General features: G+C 71.3%; 24 protein-coding genes. 6 read left to right on the top strand and 18 right to left on the bottom strand.

Annotated elements, in window-relative coordinates:
* Nucleotides 1-51: 51 nt before the first annotated feature.
* The 15 genes from ACQPYA_RS01915 to paaA form a co-directional block, all read right to left on the bottom strand.
* Complete coding sequence (locus tag ACQPYA_RS01915; protein WP_433530917.1) at nt 52-1,377, bottom strand: NADH-quinone oxidoreductase subunit D; 1,326 nt, start codon at nt 1,375-1,377, stop codon at nt 52-54.
* Nucleotides 1,374-2,105 carry an NADH-quinone oxidoreductase subunit C gene (locus tag ACQPYA_RS01910; RefSeq protein ID WP_433530916.1) on the bottom strand — a complete coding sequence of 244 codons (732 nt, stop codon included), beginning with the start codon at nt 2,103-2,105 and terminating at the stop codon, nt 1,374-1,376. The genes ACQPYA_RS01915 and ACQPYA_RS01910 overlap by 4 nt, the downstream gene beginning before the upstream one ends.
* Nucleotides 2,102-2,779: a NuoB/complex I 20 kDa subunit family protein gene (locus ACQPYA_RS01905; RefSeq protein WP_433530915.1), complete on the bottom strand. Its 678-nt coding sequence runs from the start codon at nt 2,777-2,779 to the stop codon at nt 2,102-2,104. Before ACQPYA_RS01905 ends, ACQPYA_RS01910 begins: the two co-directional genes overlap by 4 nt.
* A gap of 13 nt (nt 2,780-2,792) precedes the next feature.
* Complete coding sequence (locus ACQPYA_RS01900; RefSeq protein ID WP_433530914.1) at nt 2,793-3,158, bottom strand: NADH-quinone oxidoreductase subunit A; 366 nt, start codon at nt 3,156-3,158, stop codon at nt 2,793-2,795.
* 108 nt (nt 3,159-3,266) lie between these two features.
* Nucleotides 3,267-4,541 (bottom strand): geranylgeranyl reductase family protein, encoded by a 1,275-nt coding sequence (locus tag ACQPYA_RS01895; RefSeq protein ID WP_433530913.1) that lies wholly within the window; start codon nt 4,539-4,541, stop codon nt 3,267-3,269.
* A gap of 200 nt (nt 4,542-4,741) precedes the next feature.
* Nucleotides 4,742-4,948 carry a hypothetical protein gene (locus ACQPYA_RS01890; protein ID WP_433530912.1) on the bottom strand — a complete coding sequence of 69 codons (207 nt, stop codon included), beginning with the start codon at nt 4,946-4,948 and terminating at the stop codon, nt 4,742-4,744.
* A 59-nt stretch (nt 4,949-5,007) separates the two neighbouring features.
* Nucleotides 5,008-5,655: a demethylmenaquinone methyltransferase gene (locus tag ACQPYA_RS01885; RefSeq protein WP_433533352.1), complete on the bottom strand. Its 648-nt coding sequence runs from the start codon at nt 5,653-5,655 to the stop codon at nt 5,008-5,010.
* Nucleotides 5,656-5,853: 198 nt separating this feature from the next.
* The gene (locus tag ACQPYA_RS01880) at nt 5,854-7,041 is read right to left on the bottom strand and encodes an LPXTG cell wall anchor domain-containing protein (RefSeq protein WP_433530911.1); all 1,188 of its coding nucleotides are present in this window, start codon (nt 7,039-7,041) and stop codon (nt 5,854-5,856) included.
* A gap of 335 nt (nt 7,042-7,376) precedes the next feature.
* Complete coding sequence (gene mqnC, locus ACQPYA_RS01875; protein WP_433530910.1) at nt 7,377-8,567, bottom strand: cyclic dehypoxanthinyl futalosine synthase; 1,191 nt, start codon at nt 8,565-8,567, stop codon at nt 7,377-7,379.
* A 272-nt stretch (nt 8,568-8,839) separates the two neighbouring features.
* Nucleotides 8,840-9,640 (bottom strand): SGNH/GDSL hydrolase family protein, encoded by an 801-nt coding sequence (locus ACQPYA_RS01870; RefSeq protein WP_433530909.1) that lies wholly within the window; start codon nt 9,638-9,640, stop codon nt 8,840-8,842.
* 236 nt (nt 9,641-9,876) lie between these two features.
* Entirely contained in the window at nt 9,877-11,052 is a 1,176-nt protein-coding gene (locus tag ACQPYA_RS01865; protein ID WP_433530908.1) for a 2Fe-2S iron-sulfur cluster-binding protein, read from the bottom strand.
* Complete coding sequence (gene paaD, locus ACQPYA_RS01860) at nt 11,049-11,525, bottom strand: 1,2-phenylacetyl-CoA epoxidase subunit PaaD (protein WP_433530907.1); 477 nt, start codon at nt 11,523-11,525, stop codon at nt 11,049-11,051. The genes ACQPYA_RS01865 and paaD overlap by 4 nt, the downstream gene beginning before the upstream one ends.
* Nucleotides 11,519-12,244: a 1,2-phenylacetyl-CoA epoxidase subunit PaaC gene (gene paaC, locus ACQPYA_RS01855; protein WP_433530906.1), complete on the bottom strand. Its 726-nt coding sequence runs from the start codon at nt 12,242-12,244 to the stop codon at nt 11,519-11,521. The genes paaD and paaC overlap by 7 nt, the downstream gene beginning before the upstream one ends.
* Nucleotides 12,245-12,358: 114 nt before the next feature.
* Nucleotides 12,359-12,658, bottom strand: coding sequence for a 1,2-phenylacetyl-CoA epoxidase subunit PaaB (gene paaB, locus ACQPYA_RS01850; RefSeq protein WP_433530905.1), 300 nt, complete (start codon nt 12,656-12,658; stop codon nt 12,359-12,361).
* Nucleotides 12,655-13,725: a 1,2-phenylacetyl-CoA epoxidase subunit PaaA gene (paaA, locus tag ACQPYA_RS01845; RefSeq protein WP_433530904.1), complete on the bottom strand. Its 1,071-nt coding sequence runs from the start codon at nt 13,723-13,725 to the stop codon at nt 12,655-12,657. Before paaA ends, paaB begins: the two co-directional genes overlap by 4 nt.
* A gap of 363 nt (nt 13,726-14,088) precedes the next feature.
* Here paaA and ACQPYA_RS01840 point away from each other — a divergent pair, with 363 nt between their 5' ends.
* Both ACQPYA_RS01840 and ACQPYA_RS01835 read left to right on the top strand, forming a co-directional pair.
* The gene (locus ACQPYA_RS01840) at nt 14,089-15,069 is read left to right on the top strand and encodes a hypothetical protein (RefSeq protein ID WP_433530903.1); all 981 of its coding nucleotides are present in this window, start codon (nt 14,089-14,091) and stop codon (nt 15,067-15,069) included.
* Nucleotides 15,069-16,016 carry a serine hydrolase gene (locus ACQPYA_RS01835; RefSeq protein WP_433530902.1) on the top strand — a complete coding sequence of 316 codons (948 nt, stop codon included), beginning with the start codon at nt 15,069-15,071 and terminating at the stop codon, nt 16,014-16,016. Before ACQPYA_RS01840 ends, ACQPYA_RS01835 begins: the two co-directional genes overlap by 1 nt.
* A 27-nt stretch (nt 16,017-16,043) precedes the next feature.
* Here ACQPYA_RS01835 and ACQPYA_RS01830 read toward each other — a convergent pair whose 3' ends face one another.
* Nucleotides 16,044-16,895, bottom strand: a complete 852-nt coding sequence (locus ACQPYA_RS01830) for a menaquinone biosynthetic enzyme MqnA/MqnD family protein (protein ID WP_433530901.1) — start codon at nt 16,893-16,895, stop codon at nt 16,044-16,046.
* A gap of 242 nt (nt 16,896-17,137) precedes the next feature.
* Between ACQPYA_RS01830 and ACQPYA_RS01825 the strand changes: the two genes are divergently transcribed.
* The 4 genes from ACQPYA_RS01825 to ACQPYA_RS01810 all read left to right on the top strand — a co-directional run bounded on the left by ACQPYA_RS01825 (nt 17,138) and on the right by ACQPYA_RS01810 (nt 21,822).
* Complete coding sequence (locus tag ACQPYA_RS01825) at nt 17,138-19,231, top strand: HelD family protein (RefSeq protein WP_433530900.1); 2,094 nt, start codon at nt 17,138-17,140, stop codon at nt 19,229-19,231.
* 83 nt (nt 19,232-19,314) lie between these two features.
* Entirely contained in the window at nt 19,315-20,199 is an 885-nt protein-coding gene (locus ACQPYA_RS01820) for an ABC transporter ATP-binding protein (RefSeq protein WP_433530899.1), read from the top strand.
* Between the two features lie 13 nt (nt 20,200-20,212).
* Nucleotides 20,213-20,950: an ABC transporter permease gene (locus tag ACQPYA_RS01815; protein ID WP_433530898.1), complete on the top strand. Its 738-nt coding sequence runs from the start codon at nt 20,213-20,215 to the stop codon at nt 20,948-20,950.
* A 98-nt stretch (nt 20,951-21,048) separates the two neighbouring features.
* Complete coding sequence (locus tag ACQPYA_RS01810) at nt 21,049-21,822, top strand: VOC family protein (protein WP_433530897.1); 774 nt, start codon at nt 21,049-21,051, stop codon at nt 21,820-21,822.
* A 171-nt stretch (nt 21,823-21,993) separates the two neighbouring features.
* On the opposite strand, the gene ACQPYA_RS01805 is transcribed toward ACQPYA_RS01810, so the two are convergent.
* On the bottom strand, nt 21,994-22,797 hold the full coding sequence (locus ACQPYA_RS01805) for an ABC transporter ATP-binding protein (RefSeq protein WP_433530896.1): 804 nt from the start codon (nt 22,795-22,797) through the stop codon (nt 21,994-21,996).
* Nucleotides 22,794-23,897, bottom strand: a complete 1,104-nt coding sequence (locus ACQPYA_RS01800; protein ID WP_433530895.1) for a FecCD family ABC transporter permease — start codon at nt 23,895-23,897, stop codon at nt 22,794-22,796. The genes ACQPYA_RS01805 and ACQPYA_RS01800 overlap by 4 nt, the downstream gene beginning before the upstream one ends.
* Nucleotides 23,898-23,915 lie beyond the last annotated feature (18 nt).

Raw genomic sequence — 23,915 nt, 5'->3', positions numbered from 1 at the left:
TCGCTCGCTCCTCGCCCAGGCGTCGGGGGCGCGCAAGCTCACTCCTCGCGCTCACCGGTCACAACCTCCCATGACGGGGTCCAGCGAGGCGCCGCCGGCGATCACGTCGGCGATCAGGCCGCCCTCGGCCATCGCCGGCAGGGCCTGGAGATTGACGAAGCTCGGCTCCCGGTAGTGCACCCGGTAGGGCCGGGTGCCACCGTCGGAGACGGCGTGCACACCCAGCTCGCCGCGGGGCGACTCGATGCCGACGTACACCTGGCCCGGCGGCACCCGGAAGCCCTCCGTCACCAGCTTGAAGTGGTGGATCAGGGACTCCATCGACTGCCCCATGATCTTGGCGACGTGCTCCAGCGAGTTGCCCATGCCGTCGACGCCGATGGCCAGCTGCGCCGGCCAGGCGATCTTCTTGTCGGCCACCATCACCGGACCCGGCTTGAGCCGGTCCAGCGCCTGCTCGACCAGCTTGAGCGACTCGCGGATCTCGGCCAGCCGGACCAGGTAGCGGCCCCAGACGTCGCCATCGGGGTGCGTCGGCACGTCGAACTCGTACGTCTCGTAGCCGCAGTAGGGCATCGTCTTGCGCAGGTCCCAGGCGAGGCCGGCCGAGCGCAACACCGGCCCGGTGATGCCGAGCGCCACGCAGCCGGTGACGTCGAGCACCGCCACCTTCTTCGTCCGCTCCAGCCAGATCGGCTGGCCGGAGAGGAGGTCCTCGTACTCCTTGAGCCGCTTCGGCATGACCTTGAGGAACTCGCGGATCTTGACGATCGCCTCGTCCGGCACGTCCTGGGCGACGCCGCCCGGCCGGACGTACGCGTGGTTCATCCGCAGGCCGGTGATCAGCTCGAAGATCTCCAGGATGTACTCACGTTCCCGGAAGCCGTAGAGCATGATCGAGATCGCGCCCAGCTCCATGCCGGTGGTGGCGAGCCAGACCAGGTGCGAGGAGATCCGGTTCAGCTCCATCATGAGCACCCGGATGGTGTTCGCCCGCTCGGTCACGTCGTCGGTGATGCCGAGCAGCTTCTCCACCGCGAGCGAGTACGCCGTCTCGTTGAAGATCGGTGAGAGGTAGTCCATCCGGGTCACGAAGGTCGAACCCTGGACCCAGTTGCGGTACTCCAGGTTCTTCTCGATGCCGGTGTGCAGGTAGCCGACGACCGAGCGGGCCTCCCGGACCGTCTCGCCCTCCAGCTCCAGGATCAGCCGGAGCACGCCGTGCGTGGACGGGTGCTGCGGGCCCATGTTGACGACGATCCGACCCTCGTTGATCGGGTCCACGCCCGAGACGACGTCGTCCCAGTCCCCACCGGTGACGGTGAAGACCCGGCCCTCGGTGGTCTCGCGCTCGGTGGCGTAGTTGGACGCGCTCATTGGTAAGACCTCCGCTTGTCGGGCGGCGGGATCTCGGCGCCCTTGTACTCCACGGGCACGCCGCCGAGGGGGTAGTCCTTGCGCTGCGGGTGGCCCTCCCAGTCGTCCGGCATGAGGATCCGGGTCAGCGCCGGGTGACCGTCGAAGATGACGCCGAACATGTCGTACGTCTCCCGCTCCTGCCAGTCGGCGGTCGGGTAGACGGCGGTGACGCTGGGCAGGTGCGGCACCTCGACCGGGACGGCGGCCTCCAGCCGGACCCGACGCCGGTAGGTCATCGAGGTGAGCTGGTAGACCACGTGCAGCCGGCGGGCGTCGGCGCCCAGGTAGTCCACCCCGGAGACCGAGGAGCAGAGCTCGAAGCGCAGCGCCGGGTCGTCCCGCATCACCTGGCAGACCTCGGCGATCCGCTCCGGGCGGATGTGCAGGGTCAGCTCGCCCCGGTCGACCACCACGTGCTCGACGGCCTCGCCGAAGGCCGGGTACGCCTCCTCCAGCGCGTCCCGCACCTCGTCGAAGTAGCCCCCGTACGGCCGGGGGGTGTCCTCGATCGTCCGGTGCTGCCGGAGCAGGCCGCCGAAGCCGGAGACGTCACCGGTGCCCTGGTTGCCGAACATGCCCCGACCGGCGGGACTGGCCGGCGGGAACTCGGCGGGCGCGCCGCTGGTCGCCCCGGCCGGCGTGACCGGAACGGGTACGCCGTCGTTGGTCGGCTTCTCGTCAGTCACTTGATCCCCCGGTACGGCTGGAGGTGGTTCTGGGCCTTCATCCAGTTCTCGATCCGCAGCTGCTCCTCGCGGCCCTCGCGGACGGCCTTCGTCCACTCGGCCCGCCGGGCCTTGTCGCTGCGGTACGACGACGGCATCGAGCCGTACGGCACCACCGGCACGTCACCGCGCGCCTCGCGGGCCGCGAGCATCTTGCGGCCGTTCGGGCCGAGCGCCTCGTGGCCGATCTTCTCGCGCAGCTTGAGGATCGCGTCGATGAGCATCTCCGGCCGGGGCGGGCAGCCCGGGAGGTACATGTCGACCGGCACGACGTGGTCGACGCCCTGCACGATGGCGTAGTTGTTGAACATGCCGCCGCTGCTGGCGCAGACGCCCATCGAGAGCACCCAGCGGGGCTCGGCCATCTGGTCGTAGATCTGGCGCAGCACCGGGGCCATCTTCTGGCTCACCCGGCCGGCGACGATCATGAGGTCGGCCTGCCGGGGCGAGGCCCGGAAGACCTCCATGCCCCACCGGCCCATGTCGTAGTGCGGGCCACCGGCGGCCATCATCTCGATCGCGCAGCAGGCCAGGCCGAACGTGGCACCCCAGACCGAGGACTTGCGCGACCAGTTGACCAGCTTCTCCACCGAGGTGAGCAGGACGCCGGCGGGAAGTTTCTCCTCGATACCCATTGACGTTCCTCCCTCAGTCCCAGTCCAGGCCGCCGCGCCGCCACTCGTAGGCGTACGCGACGAAGACCGCACCGATGAAAATCAACATGGCGACGAACCCGAACACCGGCAGGAAGTCGAAGGAGACCGCCCACGGGTAAAGGAAGATCATTTCCACGTCGAAGACGATGAAGAGCATCGCCGTCAGGTAGAACTTGACCGGGAACCGGCTTCCGCCGATCGGCTGCGGGCTGGGCTCGATGCCACATTCATAGGCTTCGAGCTTGGCCTTGTTGTAGCGGCGAGGCCCGACGAAGCGGGCGGCGGCTATCGAGAACAGCGCGAACCCGGCGGCGAGGGCGAGCAGCCCGATGATGGGTACGTAAGGCGAGAGCGACATATTCTTCTCCTGCTCGTCCTTCCCTGCCCTCGTTCGTTGGCGAAATTCACACTATTCACATCCCACCCGGCGACCATCGCCGGGGTGGACCTTGCCTGCGCCGCGCCCCTACACCGTGGGCGCGACCCGGGTCATCGCATTGATCACCCGGTCCATCGCGTCACCGCCCCGCGGGTCGGTGAGGTTGGCCAGCAGCTTGAGCACGAAGCGCATCAGGGTCGGGTGCGGCATGCCGTGCTTCGTCGCCACGCGCATGATCTCCGGCCGGCCGATCAGCTTCACGAAGATCCCGCCCAGCCGGTAGTAGCCGCCGAACCGGGTCTTCAACTCCTGCGGGTACGCCATCAGGGCCCGCTCCCGCTCGGCACCGGCGGGCCGGGCCAGCGCCTGCACCGCGATCTCCGCGGCCAGCTCGCCGGACTCCATCGCGTACGCGATGCCCTCGCCGTTGAACGGGTTGACCATGCCGCCGGAGTCGCCGACCAGCATGACCCCGCGGGTGTAGTGCGGCACCCGGTTGAACCCCATCGGCAACGCCGCGCCGAGGATCGGCCCCTCGGCGTTCGTCTCGTCGGACATGCCCCACTCCGGCGGCGTGTTGGCCAGCCAGTCGGTGAGCAGCCGCCGGTAGTTGGTCTTGCCGAAGGCCGAGGAGGAGTTGAGGATGCCGAGGCCGACGTTGACCCGGCCGTCACCGAGGCCGAAGATCCAGCCGTACCCGGGCAGCAGCGCGTCGCTGCCCTTGGCCCGCAGCTCCAGCCAGGACTCCAGGTAGTCGTCGGCGTGCCGGGCCTCGGAGCGGTAGTAGCGCCGCACCGCCACGCCGATCGGGCGGTCCTCCCGCTTGGCCAGCCCGAGCGCGAGCGGGAAGCGCCCCGACACGCCATCGGCGGCGACCACCAGCGGCGCGTGGAAGGCGGCGGGGGTCTTCTCCGGGCCGTCCTCGGCCTGCACCCCGATCACCCGGCCGTCCGGGTCGAGCACCGGGCCGATGACGTTGACGCTGGTGCGCAGCTTCGCGCCGGCGCCCACCGCCCGCTGGACCAGCAGGTCATCGAAGTCGAGCCGGGTACGCACCAGGCCGTAGTTCGGGAAGCTGGCGAGATCTGGCCAGTCCAGCTCCAGCCGGAGGCCCCCGCCGATCACCCGCAGGCCCCGGTTGTGCAGCCAGCCGGCCTCCGGCGAGGTGTCGACACCCATCCGGATCAGCTGCCGCACCGCGCGCGGGGTCAGCCCGTCACCGCAGACCTTCTCCCGGGGGAACTCGGTCTTCTCCAGCAGCAGCACGCGTACGCCATGCTGCGCCAGGTGGTACGCGGTCGCCGAACCACCGGGACCGGCGCCCACGACGATCACGTCGGCGTCGTTCTCCACCGCGGTCATCCGCGCCTCCTCCCGCATGCTCGTGAAATGCTTCACAAGCCAGCCGGGACGAGTCTAGGACCGGCGCCGCAAGCTCGCCTTGTTAGGGCGACCTAACCTGCTGGAGAAGGGCCGGTCACGGCGCTGCGGGCCGCTCCGCCGCCATGGCGCGCGGGAATTCGGGACGGCGGCGGGGGCTCGGCGGGGCGGCCGGGTGGTCGCTACCGGGTCGGGCTGGTCGCGTCCAGGCCGGCCCGGATGGTCTCCGGCAGATGCTCACGCAGCGCGCCGCCGGCGGCCCGGTCGAGGGCCGCGAGCACCTCGGACACCACCTGGCGCACGTCGGCGGGATCCGCGCCGGCCAGATCCCTGAGCTGCTCCACCAGCTCCGCGGCATCATCGATGGCCACGTCCTTCGGATCCGTCATGCCGGCCAGCCTACGGGGCAAAGCGGACTAAATCGCTGCATTCACCTAAATAGTGGAGATCACTCCCGGACGGCCCGGTGCAACGCCACCACTCCGCCGGTCAGGTTGCGCCACGCCACCCGGCCCCAGCCGGCCGCGCCCACCCGCGCCGCCAGCGCCGGCTGGTCCGGCCAGGCCCGGATCGACTCGGCAAGATAGACGTACGCGTCGGGGTTGCTGGAGACGGTCCGCGCCACCGCCGGCAGGGAACGCATCAGGTACGACAGGTAGACGGTGCGGAAGGCGGCGTTGACCGGGGTGCTGAACTCGCAGATCACCAGCCGGCCGCCGGGCCGGGTCACCCGGGCCAGTTCACGCAGCGCGGCGTCGGTGTCGTTGACGTTGCGCAACGCGAAGGAGATGGTCACCGCGTCGAAGCTGGCGTCGGCGAAGGGCAGCCGCAGGGCGTCCCCGGCCAGCAGCGGCACCTGCGGCCGGGTGCGCTTGCCGGCGTGCAGCATGCCGAGCGACAGGTCGGCACCGACCGCGTACGCCCCGGAGTGGGCGAGTTCCTCGGTGGAGACTCCGGTGCCCGCGCCGACGTCGAGGACCCGGTCCCCGGGACGCAGGTCGAGCGCGGCCCGGGTGGCCCGCCGCCAGGATCGGTCCTGCCCGAAGGAGAGGACGGTGTTGGTCAGGTCGTAGCGTGCCGCGACGCCGTCGAACATCGCGGCGACCTCGTGCGGCTGCTTGTCCAGGCTGGCGCGATGGCCCTGCGGGGTACGGCTCACCCCTCCACTCTGCCAGCCCGACCCCGGCCGGCCCGGTGCGGGTCACCGACACACTCAGGGCGGGATGGTCACCCATCCCGCCCTGACTGCCCTGCGTTATGTGAACGACCCTCGCGGGCCGATAGAGGACGAACCTCAGGCGTCCGGCTTCTCGTCACCCGGCGCCACCACGACCACCCGGCGACGGCGGGCGACCAGGAACATCGCCACGCCGGCGAGCAGCACACCCGCGCCGATCGCGCCGATCAGGCCGGCCTGCACACCGGTCACCGGCAGGCCACCACCCCCGCCGCCCCCGCCGCCGGCATCGGCGGCAACGATCACGGCGAAGTCGTCCTTGTTGTCGGACGGGTCGATGTCGGCGTACTCCGTGTCCTCGACGGCACGCACCTCGGCGCGGTCGGAGAGTGGCCTGGTGGCCTGCTGGCTCACTCGGGCACCGGCCGGCAGCGAGCCGAACGCCTCGGCCTCCAGCCAGCCCTCCTTCAGCGTCACCGGAGCCTCGACACCGTCGTCCACCGCCACCGGCAACCCGTGGAGGAGCACGTCGCCCGTCTCGATGACGAGCGCCTTGTCCTCGCAGACGGCGGTGCGCCGATCGGCGCTGTAGGTGCACACCTCGTCGTCGAACGTGAAAGTCACGCCCTCAGGCAGCCGGTAGGTCCACTTGACGCCCTTGACGGCCAGGTCGCCCTGGTTGAAAACCAGGCCGACGACGACGCTGGTGTCGCCCGGCCGCAGCGGGCCCTCGTCGCCGGTCTCGAAGTCGACGCGGGTCTTCACGTCGGGGACGTACACGCCCAGGTCGACGCCGCTCTCCGGGGTCAGCTCGACGTTGATGTCGACGCTGTTGTTGCTGTCGTCGGTGTCGTCCGGCGACTCGACGCTGATGGTCACCGGCGCGCTGTACGGCTCGGTGAGGCCCTTGGCCTGGTTCAGCAGCAGGATCGGCACCTCGATCGTCTCGCCCGGCCCGGGGATCTCGTCCGCGTCCAGCTCACAGACGTGCAGCTTGGGCTTGGCGTCGGCGGTGGCAGGGCATCCACCTTCCTGGTACGGCTCCAGGACGAGCTTGCTGTCGTCCACCTTGGAGATGTCGACCTTGAGGAACACCTTGCCGGGCGTACCCTCGCCCTGGTTTGCGATCTTGGCCCAGGCGACCTTGCCCTCGACGCCGCTGGTGAGGCGGGTGCCGGCGGCGGTGATCGCCAGGTCGGTCTCGGTGCCGGCCGCATGGGCCGGTGCGCTGAGACCGGTGAACACGCCCGAGGCGAGCAGCGCGGCCGTGGCAAGGCTGGCGGCTCGGCGGGTGCGGAAGGTCATGAAGTGGTCTCCCCCGTGGGATGACGGAAAGCTACGGGCGGGGACGTTATCGGTCGGCGATCACCCGCGCCACCCCGGAAACACACCCAGCATCAGCTGCTCAGCTAATGCTCACTTAAGGATTGTCCGGATTGATGGCTCTTGCTGCCCGACCACGCCCGGACCGGCCGCGCGGCAGCCCGATGCTTCGAGCCAGATGGATAACTCCGACCGGCCGTTCGGCTGACACCGACACAAGCCATGCCGTCGACGCAGTGTGCCACCGTGGGTAACCGACCGTGATGCCGCCACGAGCACCCGCCGCGAGCGAAGGACCCTCCCGGCCCGCGCGTCGGTCAGCTCGTCCCGACCAGTGGCAGCGACCGGCCGGCACCGCCGCCGGGCAGCGCGATCGACGAGAAGTGCGACACCACCCGGTCGTCGGACGGGTCGTCGGCGGGCGTGTGGTGCACCGCCAACCGGTGGTAGAGCGTGTCCCGCTGGGCGGGGATCCGGTCGGCGGAGCGGATCATCCCGATCAGCTCGTGCAGGTTGGACCGGTGCCGGGCGCCGGCCGAGGAGATGACGTTCTCCTCCAGCATGATCGAGCCCAGGTCGTCGACGCCCAGGTGCAGCGCGAGCTGGCCGACATCCTTGCCGGTGGTCAGCCAGGACGCCTGTAGGTGCGGCACGGTCTCGAAGAACAGCCGGGCCACCGCCACCAGACGCAGGTATTCCAGCGTCGTCGCCTGGGTCCGGCCCTTGAGATGGTTGTTCTCCGGCTGGTACGTCCACGGGATGAAGGCCCGGAAGCCGCGCGTACGGTCCTGCACGTCGCGGATCATCCGCAGGTGCTCGATCCGCTCGGCGGCGGTCTCGCCGGTGCCCATCATCATCGTCGCAGTCGACTCGACGCCCTGCCGGTGCGCCAGCTCCATGACCTCCAGCCAACGCTCGCCCGACTCCTTGAGCGGCGCGATCGCCTTGCGGGGCCGCTGCGGCAGCATCTCGGCGCCGGCACCGGCGATCGAGTCCAGCCCGGCGGCCTTGATCCGGGCGATGGCCTCGTCCAGGCTCACCCCGGAGACCTTGGCCATGTGCAGGATCTCGCTCGGCCCGATCGAGTGGATGGCGAGCTGCGGGTACGCCTTCTTCACCGAGGAGAAAAGCTCCTCGTAGTACTCCACGCCGTACTCCGGGTGGTGGCCGCCCTGGAGCATGACCTGGGTGGCGCCCAGCTCGACCGCCTCGCCGCAGCGACGCAGGATCTCCTCGGTGGGGTGGGTCCACCCCTCCTTGTGCTTGGGCGCCCGATAGAACGCGCAGAACTTGCACGCCGTCACGCAGACGTTGGTGTAGTTGATGTTGCGGTCGATCAGGTACGTGACGATGTTGTCCGGGTACCGCCGCCGACGCACCGCATCGGCGGCCTCGCCCAGAGCATGGAAGGGCGCCTCGCTGTAGAGCAGCAGCGCCTCCTCGGGCGCGATCCGCCCGCCGTCCGCGCCGCGCTGCAGGATGTCGTCGATCTCCCGGCTCACCGTCACGCCCCGAGCCTACGCCGAGCCTGATCAGCCACCACGGTGCCCTGCTGGGACCTGGGCCACACCCGGCAAGCACCTCAAGCGAGCTTCGGTGGTCGGAGGCTGCGTCACCGCCACCAGACGACGGTAGGGCTGCCCTCCGACGTTCTTTGCTCTGCTTCAACCCACGCGGCAGCACACGGGACGGCCCCACGAGGGGCGCTCACGTACCAAGATCTGCGTGGGGGCCGCCCGCGCGCCCGTGGCGCGGACGGCGAACGGCCCCGGCGGGTGGGTCAGGAGCGGTGGGCGGAGAGCACGAAGGCGTACGCGCCGTGCCCGTCCGCGGTGGGGTGGAAGGTCTCGGTGAGGCGGGTCAGGTCGACGCCGTGGATGAATGGCCTGGCGCTGCACGCCTCGTAGCCGGCGAAGACCGGACGCATGTCGACGAAGGTGACCCCGGCCCGGCTCGCCGCCGCCCGGGTGCCCTCGGCCACGGCGTCCGCGTTGGCGTTCATGTTGGCGCGCTTGGTGGTGCTGGGGCTGATCGCGCCGCACGAGCCGGTCGGGGCGACCAGCCTCGGGTAGCCGAGCACGACCACCTTGGCACGGGGCGCGCGGCGCTTGATCTCGCCGTACAGGCCGGCGAGTTCACCCACCATCTGGTTCCTCGCGTAGTACGACGAGTACCCCGTCGCCTCCTTGCAGTACACCTCGCTCTCGGTGAGGCAGGCCCTCGCCACCGCGGAGAACTGGGCGTCGTTCCCACCCACCGTGATGCTGACCAGGGCGGTGTTGCTGCTCAGCGCGGAGAGCTGCTTGCTGCGCACGTCCGCGATGGTCGCCCCGCTACAGGTGACATCCTTCAGCGTGTACCCGCCGAGGGAGGACACCAGCGTCCTGGGGTAGCTCTTCGGGCTGCGCAGACATGCGCCACTGGCGGAGTCGTACGGGTACGCGCCGACTCCGGAGGCGTACGAGTCACCGAGAGCGACGTACTCCTGGGTGGCCGCAGCCCGGGCGGGAGCGGCGACCACCGCGTCCATCGCCACGAACGCCATAGCCGCGGTGAGGACCACCGACGTGAACTTACGCATAGCTTCCCTTCGGCCGAAAAGCCCAGATTGGCCGGAGTTGACCGTATCAACGTCCGTCCAATGTGGAGCATCGCAGGACGGACCGCCCACCTTTCGAAAACCGGAAGGCATGCTGTCGGTCCTGCCTTACGACACTCAGACGACTGCGGGCCGGTGCGCGTTCAAGCCTGGCGCGGGCTTTCTCGATCCGCTATCGCCGCGACAGCACGGCGGGCGTGCCCACGACGCCCTGCCAGTCAGGCGTCGTAGTCGACCGTGAGGGTGTCGGTGACAGGGCTGGACTGGCAGGTGAGGACGTAGCCGGCGGCCACCTCGTCGGGCTCCAGCGCGTAGTTGCGGGCCATCTCGACCTCGCCGGAGACCACCTTCGCCTTACAGGTCGAGCAGACCCCGCCCTTGCAGGCGTACGGCAACTCGCCGCGCACCTTCAGCGCCGCGTCCAGCACCCGCTCGTCCCGACGCATGGCGAAGCGCGACGAGCGGCCGTCGAGCAGGATGGTTACCTCGGTGCCGGACGAGCCGTCGGGCGACTCGTCCGGGCGGCGCACCGGCTCCGGCGGCGCATCGACGTGGAACAGCTCGGTGTGCACCGCCGACTCCGCCCGCCCCCGCGCGGTGAGCACCGCCTTGGCCGCCACCACCAGCCCGTACGGGCCGCAGAGGAACCATTCCTCGATCGTGTCGCCGGGCACGATGGTGTCCAGCAGCCGGCCCAGCCGTTCGGCGTCGATCCGCCCGGAGAGCAGCGGCGACTCGCCCTGCTCCCGGGAGAGCACGTGCACCAGGTGCAGCCGGGTCGGGTAGCGGTCCTTCAGGTCGGCCAACTCCTCGGCGAACATCACCGAGTTGGCCGTGCGGTTGGCGTACACCAGGGTGAAGGTGCTGGCCGGCTCGACGGCCAGGGCGGTAGCGACCAGCGAGAGCACCGGGGTGATGCCGGAACCGGCGACCACCGCGCCGTAGCGGCGGGTCCGGTCCGGCGCGAACGCCGTGGTGAAGTGCCCCAGCGGCGGCAGCACCTCGACGATGTCACCATGCCGCAGCGCCGCGCAGGCATGCGACGAGAAGGCGCCGCCGGGGACCTCCCGCACCCCGATCCGCAGCCGGCCGCGCCGCTCCAACTCCACCGGCGTGGAGCAGATGGAGTACGAGCGCCGCACGTCCCCGCCGCCCGGCGCGCCGGCCCCGTTACCGGCCGCCTCGCCGCCCGCGGGTGCGCCGGCGCTCTCGGCCGCCGCCGGCAGGCGTACGGTCAGGTGCTGACCGGCGCGGAACGCGAAGGCCGCGCGCAGCTCCTCGGGCACCGCGAAGGTGATCGCGACGGCGTCCGCGGTGAGCCGGTCCACGGCGGTGACGGGCAGCGGGTGGAACACGGGCCGGCGGCGGACCGGGCGGGTGATGGTGACAGTCACAGTGCCTTCACGTGGTCGAAGGGTTCGGAGCAGGCGCGGCAGCGCCAGAGTGCCTTGCACGCGGTGGACCCGAAGCGGCTGAGCTGCTCGGTATCCGGCGACCCGCAGCGCGGGCAGCGGACGGCCAGGGTGAGCGGTACGACGCCGGCACACCGGACCGGGGCCGGCGGGGCGATGCCGGCCGCGGCCAGCTTGGCCCGCCCGGCGTCGGTGATCCAGTCGGTGCTCCACGCCGGGCTGTGCACCGTGCGCACCTCGACATCGAGATGACCGGCCCGCGCCAGCGCGCGGCGGATGTCGGCGCGGATCACGTCCATCGCCGGGCAGCCGGTGTAGGTGGGGGTGATGGTCACCACGACCCGGCCGGTGCCGGGATCCGCCTCCACCGACCGCAGGATGCCGAGATCCTCGATGGTGATCACCCGGATCTCCGGATCCACCACCGCCGCCACCGCCGTGCGCGGGTCTACCATCTCGCTCCGGGATGGGCGCGGTGCAGCACCTGCATCTCCGCGAGCAGGTACGACAGGTGTTCGGTGTGCACCCCGTCGCGCCCGCCGGCCGGTGCCCAGCCCGGCTCCGGGAGGGTGAGCGTCGCCTCGGCGAGCACGGTGGCCACGGTGCCGTCGAAGTCGCCCCGCAGGGTGGCCGGGTCGACCGGCGCCTCCGGCCGGGCGGCGAACAGCTCGTGGGCGTACGGCCAGATCTGGTCGATGCCGGCCTGCATCCGCCGGTGCGACTCCTCGGTCCCGTCGCCCAGCCGTCGCACCCAGAGCGCCGCGTGATCCAGGTGGTACGCGGACTCCTTACGCGCCTTGGCGCCGATCGCGGCCAGCCGTTCGTCGGCGCAGCCGGCCAGCGCGGTGTAGAGCGGCAGCTGGTAGGCCGACAGGAAAAGCAGCTTCGCCATGGTGACCGCGAAGTCCCCGTTCGGCAGCTCGACCAGGAGGCAGTTGCGGAACTCCCGGTCGTCGCGCAGGTACGCCAGCGCGTCCTCGTCCCGGCCGGCGCCTTCCAACTCGGCCGCGTACGACAGCAGCAGCCGGGCCGCGCCGAGCTGGTCCAGGGCGATGTTGGCCAGCGCGATGTCCTCCTCCATCTCCGGCGCGCGGGTGGTCCACTCGGCCAGCCGCTGCGCGGCGATCAGCGCGTCGTCGCCGAGGGCGAGGGTGAAGGCGAAGGGCGCGCTCACCGGGCGGTCTCCGTTCGCGACTGCGGGGCTCGCAAAACCGGCTCACTCCTCGCGCTCACCGGGCCATCTCCGTTCGGGACTGCGGGGCTCGCAGACCCGGCTCACTCCTCGCGCTCACAGGTGGGCCGCCCCTTCTGGCACCTCGTAGAAGGTGGGGTGGCGGTAGACCTTGTCGGCGGCCGGGTCGAAGAAGGCGTCCTTCTCGTCGGGGCTGGACGCGGTGATCTCGCTCGCCGGCACCACCCAGATCGACACCCCCTCCTGGCGGCGGGTATAGAGATCCCGGGCGTTACGCAGGGCCAGCTCGGCGTCGGGCGCGTGCAGGCTGCCGACGTGGGTGTGCGCCAACCCGCGCCGGGCCCGGACGAAGACCTCCCAGAGGGGCGAGAGCCCCCGCTCGCTACGCTCGGTCACGCCGCCACCTTCTCCTTGCCTCGCTGCCCCTTGCTGCGCTGCTTCGCCGCGTACGCCACGGCCGCCTCGCGGACCCAGGCACCCTCGGTGTGGGCGCGACGCCGGTGCGCCATCCGCTCCCGGTTGCACGGCCCGTCGCCGGAGATCACCCGCATCAGCTCGGCATAGTCGGGCTGGGTGAAGTCGTACGCCTGGCGCTCCTCGTTCCAGCGCAGGTCGGGGTCGGGCAGGGTCAGCCCGAGCACCTCCGCCTGGCCGACGCACATGTCCACGAAGCGCTGGCGCAGCTCGTCGTTGGAGAAGCGCTTGATCTTCCAGGCCATCGACTGGGCCGAGTGGGTGGAGTCGCCGTCCGGCGGGCCGAACATGGCCAGCGACGGGTACCACCAGCGGTCCACCGAATCCTGCGCCATGGCCTTCTGCGCCGGGCTGCCGTGCGCGAGCGTGTGCAGGATCTCGTAGCCCTGGCGCTGGTGGAACGACTCCTCCTTGCAGACCCGGATCATGGCGCGGGCGTACGGGCCGTAGGAGCACCGGCAGAGCGGGACCTGGTTGACGATCGCCGCGCCGTCCACCAGCCAACCGATGGTGCCGACGTCGGCCCAGCTGAGGGTGGGGTAGTTGAAGATCGAGCTGTATTTCTGCCGCCCGTTCAGCAGCAGGTCGACCAGTTCGTCGCGGCTGATGCCGAGGGTCTCGGCAGCGGCGTAGAGGTAGAGGCCGTGGCCGGCCTCGTCCTGCACCTTGGCCAGCAGGATCGCCTTGCGCTTGAGCGACGGGGCCCGGCTGATCCAGTTCCCCTCCGGCTGCATACCGATGATCTCGGAGTGGGCGTGCTGGGCGATCTGCCGGATCAGCGTCCGCCGGTACGCCTCGGGCATCCAGTCGCGGGGCTCGATCTTCTGGTCGGCGCCGACGACCTCCGCGAAGTACGCGGCCAGGTCCTCACCCGGGCCGGCCGCACCGCGTTCCCGCTCCGCGGCCGCCCGTAGCGCCGCCTCCGCCGCCTCGACCTCGCCGAGCAGGCCGCCGGGCGCGTCCTCGCCCAGGAAGTCATTGCCATACATTCCCTAAGTGTTACAGCTGGCGATCCAAGACACCAGAGGGTGTCACAGAATTGGGACAACTGCCCATCGTCACCAGCCGACCGCCACTCGTAGCGCCCGCGACTATGACTTGGGTCACGAACAGCCGGCAAATCCTCGCAACAGTCACATAGCGGTCGGTTGTTCCACCTTCACGGCGCGTTGACCTGCGTCGGGTCCTGGCGTGGCGCGAATCCGCACGTAGACTTCCCCCGTCACACCGATCGGCTGAAGACGATCGCCGGCTGACAGGGGCCGCTTCCCCCGGCCCCAGGCGATCCACACCGATCAGTCCTGGCAACCCAGCCGGTCCCCCCGGCCCTCATATCGGGAGCTCACCCGCTCATGCGATCTCGCGTGACCATGGTGTTTGCCGTCACGGCGGTGCTGATCGGCGGCGTCATGCTGGTGCCGGCCGCGTACGCCCGGCTCTCCACCGGCGAGGCTGCCGGGAAGCCGGAGAGCGTCGCCGCGCCCGCACCCGTTGCGCCACCGCAGCCGACCCTGGCCGCCGGCACGGTATCGGTGGGTTTCAAGGGCGAATTCTTCTCCTGGGCGCTGATGGACCGCGAGTCGGGCAAGATCTCCGGCTCGAAGAACCTGGCCGCGACCAGCTCCACCGAGTCGATGATCAAAGCCTGGATCGTCTCCGACTACCTGCGCCAACTCGGCGACGAGGAGCCGCCTGCCACGTTCAAGAAGGCGGCCAGTCTGGCCATCCGGGACAGTGACGACGACGCGACCAACGTCATCTACCGGATCGCGGGTGGCTCGTACGTGGTGCCGCCCGGCGGCCAGCCCGGGCCGGTGATCAAGCGGGCGATCAGCATCTGCGACCTCACCGACACCAAGCGGGGTGACGTCTCCGGTTACGAGGGGTATTGGAGCTTCACCCGGATGTCACCACGGGACGCGGTACGGCTCGGCGACTGCATCGCCGACGGCAGGGCCGCCGGCCCGAAGTGGACCAAATGGGTGCTCTCGGAGATGGCCAAGGTACGCGGCAGCACCGCCGCCAAGGACCAGAAGGCCCGCTCCGGCGGCGGCAAGTGGGGCATCATCGACGGCCTGCCCACGTCGATCATCAGTCAGGGCCCGGTCAGCATCAAGAACGGCTGGACCCCGCTCAGCTACGACGGCAACTGGCACGTCAACTGCCTCGCCGTGACCGAGAAGTGGAGCCTTGCGGTGATGATGCGTTACCCGTACAGCAGCGGGCTCGACTACGGCGCGGATGTCTGCGCCAGTGTCGCGGCCCAACTGGTGACCCCGCAGCCCGGTGGCGCGCTCAAGGTGCCGCAGCAGCCGACAGTGAAGACACTCTGATGGCCCGCAACCGCCGCAGCCCGAAGAGCGACACATCGCCGCTACGGTTCGTCGCCATCGCCTCCGTCCTGATCGGACTGGTTCTGGTCTCGCTGCGCCTGCTGCCCGGTTCGCCCTTCGAGTCCGCCGCCGCGGCCGAATGGGGTCGGGCCGAGTCGCCGGCGGCCCGCACCGGGTCCGCCACCGACCGCAACTCGCGGCCCTCGTCGTCCCCCTCGCCCAGCCCGTCGCCGGAGCCCGAGCCGCTGCCGTTCGAGGCGAAGGAGATCGACCTGGACATCGACGGCTGGTACGCCTGGAGCGTGCTGGACCGCCGCTCGGGCGAGATCATCGGCTCGGAGAACATGACCGAGACCAACACCACCGCGTCCCTGATCAAGTCCTGGATCGTCGCCGACTACCTGCGCCGCACCGCGGATGCCGGGCAGACCCCGAGCGACGCGAAGCTGGACGACCTCACGAAGATCATTCGGGACAGCGACAACACCCGCACCGAGCAGCTCTACACCCAGATCGGCCGCTCCGCCTCGATCAAGCGGCTGCTCTCGACCTGCGACCTGACCGACAGCAAGGTCTCCAGCGATCTCGGGTGGAGCCGCACCGAACTCTCCCCGCGCGACACCGCCCGCCTGGGCAACTGCATCGCCGACGGTCGGGCCGCCGGCCCGAAGTGGACCAAGTGGCTGCTCAACGAGATGCGCCTGGTACGCGGGGCCGGCGACTTCGGCATCCGCAAGGCGTTCCCGGACGCCGAGGCCAAGACGATCGCCATCAAGAACGGCTGGGTCGACCGCACCCGGGAGCAGGAGATCCACGTCAACTGCCTGGCGATCGGCGACACCTGGACGATGGGCGTGATGCTCCGCTACCCCATCAACAAGGGCTACGAGTACGGCATGAACAACTGCCAGAAGATCACCGAAGCCCTGCTGACCTCCGCGACCTGACCCACGGGTGACAGCCGGTGGGCGGGGTCAGCCGGTGAAGAAGGCGGGACCGTCGGCGGGCAGCGGGGGAACCTCGTCGAGCGCGGCGGCGCGGCGGGCGAACTCGCGGAGGCCGGCGATCTGACGGTCGCCGAGGGAGAAGTCCAGGGCGCGGAAATAGTCGGCGAGAGTGGCCGCGTCGAACGGCTCCCAGCGGGCGGCCGACTCGGCTACCTGGTCCAGCTCGGCCAGGCACAGGTCGCGCGAGCGCAGGAACGCCTCGTGCACCTCCTTGACCAGGCCGGGATGGGCGGCGGCGAAGTCCCGGCGGACCGCCCACACGGCGAAGACCATCGGAAGGCCGGTCCACTCCCGCCAGGCCTGCCCCAGGTCGGTCACCTCAAGGCCACGGCGCGGCGCCTCGTAGAGGGCGCGCAGGGCCACGTCACCGATGAGCACCCCGGCGTCCGCCTCCAGCAGCATCTGGGTCAGGTCCGGTGGGCACCGGAAGTACTCCGGGCGGACCCCGTAACGCTCCCGCAGCAGCAGTTGGGCCAGGAGCACGCCGGTCCGTGAGGTGGAGCCCAACGCGACCCGGGCACCATCCAGCTCGGCCGGCGGCCGGGTGCTCACCAGGTTGACCGAGAGCACCGGGCCATCGCTGCCCACCGCCAGGTCGGGCAGGAGCAGCAGATCGTCGGCGTGCCGCAGGTACTCGACGTGGGAGATCGGCCCGATGTCCAGGTCACCGGCGACCAGCGCGGCACTGAGCCGGTCCGGCGAGTCCTTGTGCAGGTCGACGTCGAGCAGCGCGCCGGAACGCATCAGCCCCCAGTAGATCGGCAGGCAGTTGAGGAACTGGATGTGCCCGACCCGGGGGCGGGCGACGCGGTCGACCATGCCCTGACCGTATCCTCGCCCCCGCGGGCCTGCTCAGCGGGCCGGCATCAAAGTGGCCAACCCCGCACCCCGAGGTCGGACGAGCGGCCGGCGGGAAATCCGGTTGCCCCGGTCCGGTCGAGGAGTAGGCTTTCCGTTCCGCCTGACGGCCGCGGTGAGTAGCACCGCAGCGGACGTCCCCGCGCCGACCGACAAGTCGGAAACGCGAGCGGCAGCCTTTTCCCGTGTCGAGGAGCACATGGATGAGCCTGCACGCCCGAGAGATCCCGCATGCCGCAAAGCGCCGCCAGTCCGGGCCGGACCTGGACGACGAACTGGCCGCCGAACAGGCGCACCTGTCCACCTCCCGGGCGGCGCTGCACCGGATGCGGGAGCGCGCCGAGGCGCTCTTCACCACCGGTGACAAGGTGGCCGGCGACGCGTACACCGCTGAGCAGCTCGGCCGCCACCTCGCCCGGCGGGTGGCCGAGCTGGCCGACGATCCGCGTACGCCGTTGTTCTTCGGCCGGCTCGACTTCGGCGACGCGGACGCCGAGCACGCCGGGCACCGGTACCACGTCGGCCGCCGGCACGTTACCGACGAGCAGGGCGAACCGTTGGTGCTGGACTGGCGGGCACCGGTGTCCCGGTCGTTCTACCGGGCCAGCGCCCGCGACCCTCAGGGCCTCGCGGTACGACGCCGGTTCGGCTTCGGTAACGGGGTGCTGACCAGCTTCGAGGACGAGCACCTGGATCGGGGCGAGGAACTCGGCACGGCCAGCCGGATCCTCACCGCCGAGATCGAGCGCCCCCGGGTCGGGCCGATGCGTGACATCGTCGCCACCATCCAGCCGGAGCAGGACGAGTTGGTCCGGGCCGACCTGGCCGACTCGATCTGCGTGCAGGGCGCACCGGGCACCGGGAAGACCGCGGTCGGGCTGCACCGCGCCGCGTACCTGCTCTACCTGCACCGGGAACGGCTACGGCGGTCAAAGGTGCTGGTCGTGGGCCCGAACCGGGCTTTCCTGGGGTACATCGCGGCGGTGCTGCCCGCCCTCGGTGAGGTGGAGGTCGAACAGGCCACCGTCGAGGACCTGGTCGATCGGGTGGCGCTGCGTGCGGTGGACCCACCGGCCGTGGCCACCCTCAAGCACGACGCGCGGATGGCCGAGGTGCTGCGCCGGGCGGTCGACGCGTGCGTCGGCGAGCCGACCGAGCCGATCGTCGTCTCCGACGGCTCGTTCCGCTGGCGGATCGGGCTGGAGCCGCTACACCGGTTGGTACACGAGACGCGCGAGGAGAGGCTGCCGTACGCCGTCGGACGGGAACGGATCCGGGCCCGGGTGGTCGGGCTGCTGCAACGGCAGGCCGAGGCCCGGCGGGCGGAGTCGCCGGGCGACGCGTGGCTGCGCCGGATGGGCCGGGCGAAGCCGGTCACCGCCTTCCTGGACGCGGTCTGGCCGGCCCTCACCCCCGACGGGCTGCTGCACGCCCTGTTCAGCGACGCCGCCCGGCTCGCCGCAGCCGCCGACGGCCTACTGTCGCCACCGGAGCAGACCCTCCTCTCCGGCCACCCCACGAGCATGGCGGGTGGGACGAGGTTGGGGCGGACGGCCAAGGCGAGCCGGTGGACCGCTGCCGACGCCGTGCTGCTGGACGAGGCGGCCGGGCTGATCGAGCGCCCGGCCGGCTACGGACACGTCGTGGTGGACGAGGCCCAGGATCTCTCCCCGATGCAGTGCCGGGTGATCGCCCGGCGCAGCGAGCACGGGTCGCTCACCCTCCTCGGCGACCTGGCCCAGGCGACCGCGCCATGGGCCGCCATCGACTGGCGGGAGACCCTGCGCCACCTGGGCAAGCCGGACGCGGCGGTGGTTCCGCTGACGGTCGGATTCCGGGTGCCCGCGGCCGTGCTCGCCTTCGCCAACCGGCTGCTTCCGGCGCTCGCCGTCGACGTACCGCCGGCCGAGTCGCTGCGCCGCGACGGCGCGCTGGAGGTGCGTACCGTGACCGATCTTGCTGGAGCGACGGCGGCCGAGGTCCGGGCGGCGCTGGCCCACCAGGGGTCGATCGGCGTGATCGCCGCCGACGACGCGGTGGAGGGGCTGCGGGCGGCGCTGGCGGCGGCGGGGGTCGAGACCGCGACCGACGACGACCCGCAGGCCGCGACGCGGGTGACGGTGATGCCCGCCACCCTGGTCAAGGGGCTGGAGTACGACCACGTCATCGTCGTCGAACCGGCCGCCATCGTGGCCGCCGAGCCACGCGGGCTACACCGGCTGTACGTGGTGCTCACCCGAGCCGTGTCCCGGCTCTCGGTGCTGCATGCCGCGCCGCTGCCCGCCCCGCTCGGTTGACGACCGCAGCGCCGGACCCCTCCGGTATCCACTTGCGTCCACCAGGTAGACCGGTAGGTGATTCACACCGAAAGGAGCAGCCCGTGATCCTCGCCCGCGCCGACCGGGTCAGCCGCCGCTACGGCGACGTCCTCGCCCTGGACCAGGTCGACATCGAGGTGCGCGCCGGCGAGTTGGTCGGCCTGCTCGGGCCGAACGGCGCCGGCAAGAGCACGCTGCTCAACCTGCTGGTCGGGCTGCGCCACCCCACGTCCGGCCGGGTGGAGCTGTTCGGCGGTGACCCGCGTGACCCGGCGACCCGGCGGCAGATCGGCGTCACCCCGCAGGAGACCGGGCTGCCCGCCACGCTGCGGGTCGGCGAGGTGGTCGACTTCGTCTCCGCCCACTATCCGGATCCGATCCCCCGCGGCGAGTTGCTCGACCGGTTCGGCCTGGGCGAGCTGGCCCGGCGGCAGACCGGCGGGCTCTCCGGTGGGCAGAAGCGCCGCCTCGCGGTCGCGCTGGCCTTCGTCGGCCGGCCCCGCCTGGTGCTGCTCGACGAGCCGACCACCGGCCTGGACGTCGAGGCCCGGCACACGTTGTGGGAAGCGATCCGGGGGTTCCACGCCGACGGTGGCACGGTGTTGCTGAGCAGCCACTACCTGGAGGAGGTGGAGGCGCTGGCCCGCCGGGTCGTGGTGATCGGCCACGGCCGGGTGCTCGCCGACGACACCGTCGACGCGGTCCGCGCCGTGGTCGGCGTACGCCGGGTGAGCCTCACCGCCGACGCGCTGCCGGCGCTGCCCGGCGTGGTCCGCACCGAACAGGTCGACGGCCGCACCCACCTGCTCACCCCCGACGCCGACCAGTTGGTCCGGGACCTGGTCACGAGCGGAGTCGAGTTCCGCGACCTGGAGGTACGCCCGACCTCGCTGGAGGAGGCGTTCCTCGCCATCACCACCGCCGACGCCGAGCCGGCCGCCGCCTGAGGGGACCTCGACCGTGCAACTCGCCCTGACCCACGCGCGCTATCAGCTGCTGGAGACGATCCGCGTCCCGATCGCGATCTTCGGTAGCGCGTTCTTCCCGGCCGCCGCGATGCTCTTCTTCGTGGTGCCGTTCGCCGGGAAGGACCCCGTGGCGGCGACCTTCGCCACCGCCTCGATGGTCACCTTCTCGGTGATGAGCACCAACATCTTCACCTACGGCGTGGGCGTCGCCGAGGACCGCCAACAGCCGTGGGACCCGTTCACCCGGACCCTGCCGGCCGGGCCGGCCCCGCGCTTCGCCGGGCGGGTACTGGCCGGGCTGACCATCACCTACCTGTCGTTGATCCCGGTGGTGGTGATCGCGGCGACCCTGACCGAGGCCCGGATCACCCCGGCGGCGTTCCTGGTGGCGCTGGTCACCGTGGCGGTGATCTCGGTGCCGTTCACGCTGATGGGGCTGACCATCGGGTACGCGCTGCCGAGCAAGGCGGCGATCGTGGTGGCCCAGCTCGTCTTCTTCCCGCTCGCCTTCGGTGGCGGGCTGCTCTCCGCTCCCGGTGAGGCGCCCGGCTTCATCGAGGCGATCGCGCCGTACCTGCCCACCCGGGGCGCGGTGGAGCTGATGTGGGCGGCCGTCGGCGACTACTCGGCCAGCCGGGTGTCGCTGATCATGCTCGGGGTCTGGCTGGTGGTGCTGGCCGTGCTCGGCGGGTGGGCGTACCGGCGGGACGAGGGTCGCCGGTTCAGCTGACGTTGCACCCGATTCCGCCCCCCGCGGCGGCCGGGCGGTGCCACGATGCCGGTAAGAGACTGTCGGGTGGCGGTCGCCGGAGGTCGAGAGGGGTAGCCGTGGCCAGCGTCCCGCCGGGCACACCCTGCTGGGCCGACCTGGCGACGCCGGGTCTCGACGCGGCCCGACGCTTCTACCCGGAACTCTTCGGCTGGACCGGCCGGGTCGACCCCGAACCGGAGGCGGGCGGTTACACGGTCTTCCAGCTCGACGGCCAGGCGGTGGCCGGCGTGGGCCCGCCGGCCGTTCCGGACCAGGTGCCGATCTGGTCCACGTACGTCGCCACCGACGACGCCGGCCTGGTCGCCGGGCGGGTGGAGCGGGCTGGCGGTCAGGTCGTGGTGCCGCCGTTCGAGGTCTTCGACCGGGGTCGGATGGCGGTCTTCAGCGACCCGGCCGGCGCCGCGTTCAGCGTCTGGCAGCCGATGGCCTTCGCCGGTGCCGAGGTCTTCGACGTACCCGGCGCGATGAGCTGGACCGAGCTGGTCACACCCGACCCGGACGGGGCCCGGGTCTTCTACGAGCTGGTCTTCGGCTGGCAACCGGAGGAGGAGCCGATGGGGCAGGTCGCCTACACCGGCTGGCGCCTCGGCGACCGCGTGGTGGCCGGGATGATGCCGCCGCTGGGTGACGAGTTCCCGGCAGACTCACCCGCGTACTGGACGGTCTACTTCTCCGTCGCCGACACCGACGTCACCGCCGCCCGCGCCGCCGAACTCGGCGGCACCATCCTCGTCCCACCCCGCGACATCCCCGCCGGCCGCATCGCCGCCCTCCGCGACCCCACCGGCGCCCTCTTCTCCCTGATCTCCCTAACCTCCCCCACCCCCTAAACCCACCCCACCTCCCACCCCGCCTCGCCTCCCGCCTCGCCTCCCGCCTCGCCGATCATGGAGTTGTGGTGGCCGGTTGACCCATTTATGCGGCTTTTGCGAGGCACCACAAGTGCATGATCGGCGCTGGTGGGGTGGGAGGGAGCGGAGGGGCGGGGGCGGGGGGAGGGGTCAGTGGGGGCGGGTGGGGAGGACGAGGGGGCCGTGGGGGCCGGGGATCACCTTCACGTGGGCGCGGTAGTGGTGGGCGAGCAGGTCCTCGGTGAGCACCTCCTCGGGGGTTCCGGTGGCGGCGATCCGGCCGCCGGCGAGCAGCACCATCCGGTCGGCGTACTCGCCGGCTATCGACAGGTCGTGCATGGTGGCCAGCACGGTCAGACCGTGTGCGCCGCGCAACTGGTCGACCAGTTCGAGGACCTCCTGCTGATGGCCGATGTCGAGGGCGCTGGTGGGCTCGTCGAGCAGCAGCAGGGTGGCCCCCTGGGCCAGCGCCCGGGCCAGGAAGACCCGCTGCCGCTCGCCGCCGGAGAGGGTGGCCAGCTCGCGGTCCCGGAAGCCGGCGAGGTCCAGCCGGTCGAGCACCTCGTGCACCACGGCCAGGTCGGCCGCGGACTCCCGGCCCAGCGGCGGGATGTACGGGGTGCGGCCGAGCAGCACGTAGTCCAGCACCGCCATGCCGGGCGGCACCACCGGCGACTGGGCCACCGTGGCCACCACCCGGGCCCGTTGCCGGCGGCGCAGCGCGCTGAGTGGCGTACCGAAGAGTCGGATGGCGTCCGGCGCGGAGTGCAGGCCGCCGACGGCGCGCAGCAGCGTCGACTTGCCGGCCCCGTTCGGGCCGATCACGGTGACCCATTCGCCGGCCCGCACGGTCAGGTCGATGCCGGCGAGGATCGGTACGCCGTCCAGGCTGACGTGCAGGTCACGCACCTCGACGGCCGGCGGCACCTCGGCCGCAGTGCCGGGCACGGTCATGTCAGCACCCGCCGGGCGGTACGTAGGACCAGGACGAAGAAGGGGCCGCCGAGCAGCGCGGTGACCACCCCGATCGGGATCTCCTGCGGTGCGGCGGCGGTCCGCGCCACCACGTCGGTCAGGGCCAGGAAGGCGCCGCCGAACAGCAGCGAGAGCGGAAGGATCACCCGGTAGCTCGCCCCGGCGAGCAGCCGCACGGTGTGCGGCACGATGATGCCGACGAAGCCGATCAGGCCGGAGGCGGAGACGGCGGCGGCGGTGCCCAGCGAGGCGGCGGCGATCAGCAGGTACCGGGACCGCTGCGGGTGCAGGCCGAGGCTGGCCGCCTCGTCGTCGCCGACCGAGAGCACGTCCAGTTCCCGGCGATGCAGCAGGATGACCAGGCTGGTGAGCAGGAAGTACGGCAGGACCAGACGGACGTCGTGCCAACCGGCGGTGGCCAGCCGCCCGAGCAGCCAGGAGTAGACCTGCTGGATGCTCTCCGCGTGCCGTTGCAGCAGGTAGGTCTGCCCGGCGCTCAGGAACGCCGAGACGGCCACCCCGGCCAGGATCAGCGTGGCGGGCGAGCGGCTGCGCCCGCCGGCGGCCCCGAGCAGGTACGTCATCAGCACCGCGCCGAGCGAGCCCACAAAGGCGGCCAGCGGAATGGTGACCGGCAGGCCGCTGAGCGCACCGCCCGCCCCGACACCGAGGGTCAGCATGACGGTGACCGCCAGCCCGGCTCCGGCGGCGACGCCGAGCAGGTACGGGTCGGCCAGCGGATTGCGGAACACCCCCTGGTAGGCGCCGCCGGCCAGGGCCAGCATCCCGCCGACGAGCAGGCCCAGCACCGCCCGGGGCAGCCGAAGCTCGGTGACGATGGCGATCTCGCGCTCGGTCAGCCCGCTCTCCAGGCGTACCCCGGGCAGCAGGTTGAGCAGTTCGATCGCGACGCTGCCGGGCGGCAGGCTGACCGGGCCGAGCGAGACGCCGGCCACCAGGGCGACCAGCACGGCGAGCACACCGGCGGCGAGCCAGCGTTTCCGCAACCCCGCCGGCCGGGACGGCGCACCCACCCCGGCCGGCGCGAAGGAAGGGTCCCCTTTTAACGCCTGGTGCATGGAAAGGGTCCCTTGTTA

The sequence above is a fragment of the Micromonospora sp. CA-263727 genome (genome assembly GCF_050942455.1).
GTDB lineage: Bacteria > Actinomycetota > Actinomycetes > Mycobacteriales > Micromonosporaceae > Micromonospora.
This window is presented reverse-complemented; position numbering and strand designations above follow the sequence as displayed.

Bases quoted from the DNA above. Each gene is read 5' to 3' on its own strand.
- ACQPYA_RS01915 (WP_433530917.1), bottom strand. From the start codon at position 1,377: ATGAGCGCGTCCAACTACGCCACCGAGCGCGAGACCACCGAGGGCCGG.
- ACQPYA_RS01905 (WP_433530915.1), bottom strand. From the start codon at position 2,779: ATGGGTATCGAGGAGAAACTTCCCGCCGGCGTCCTGCTCACCTCGGTG.
- ACQPYA_RS01900 (WP_433530914.1), bottom strand. From the start codon at position 3,158: ATGTCGCTCTCGCCTTACGTACCCATCATCGGGCTGCTCGCCCTCGCC.
- ACQPYA_RS01895 (WP_433530913.1), bottom strand. From the start codon at position 4,541: ATGACCGCGGTGGAGAACGACGCCGACGTGATCGTCGTGGGCGCCGGT.
- ACQPYA_RS01890 (WP_433530912.1), bottom strand. From the start codon at position 4,948: ATGACGGATCCGAAGGACGTGGCCATCGATGATGCCGCGGAGCTGGTG.
- ACQPYA_RS01885 (WP_433533352.1), bottom strand. From the start codon at position 5,655: ATGTTCGACGGCGTCGCGGCACGCTACGACCTGACCAACACCGTCCTC.
- ACQPYA_RS01880 (WP_433530911.1), bottom strand. From the start codon at position 7,041: ATGACCTTCCGCACCCGCCGAGCCGCCAGCCTTGCCACGGCCGCGCTG.
- ACQPYA_RS01870 (WP_433530909.1), bottom strand. From the start codon at position 9,640: ATGCGTAAGTTCACGTCGGTGGTCCTCACCGCGGCTATGGCGTTCGTG.
- paaD (WP_433530907.1), bottom strand. From the start codon at position 11,525: ATGGTAGACCCGCGCACGGCGGTGGCGGCGGTGGTGGATCCGGAGATC.
- paaA (WP_433530904.1), bottom strand. From the start codon at position 13,725: ATGTATGGCAATGACTTCCTGGGCGAGGACGCGCCCGGCGGCCTGCTC.
- ACQPYA_RS01840 (WP_433530903.1), top strand. From the start codon at position 14,089: ATGCGATCTCGCGTGACCATGGTGTTTGCCGTCACGGCGGTGCTGATC.
- ACQPYA_RS01835 (WP_433530902.1), top strand. From the start codon at position 15,069: ATGGCCCGCAACCGCCGCAGCCCGAAGAGCGACACATCGCCGCTACGG.
- ACQPYA_RS01830 (WP_433530901.1), bottom strand. From the start codon at position 16,895: ATGGTCGACCGCGTCGCCCGCCCCCGGGTCGGGCACATCCAGTTCCTC.
- ACQPYA_RS01825 (WP_433530900.1), top strand. From the start codon at position 17,138: ATGAGCCTGCACGCCCGAGAGATCCCGCATGCCGCAAAGCGCCGCCAG.
- ACQPYA_RS01805 (WP_433530896.1), bottom strand. From the start codon at position 22,797: ATGACCGTGCCCGGCACTGCGGCCGAGGTGCCGCCGGCCGTCGAGGTG.
- ACQPYA_RS01800 (WP_433530895.1), bottom strand. From the start codon at position 23,897: ATGCACCAGGCGTTAAAAGGGGACCCTTCCTTCGCGCCGGCCGGGGTG.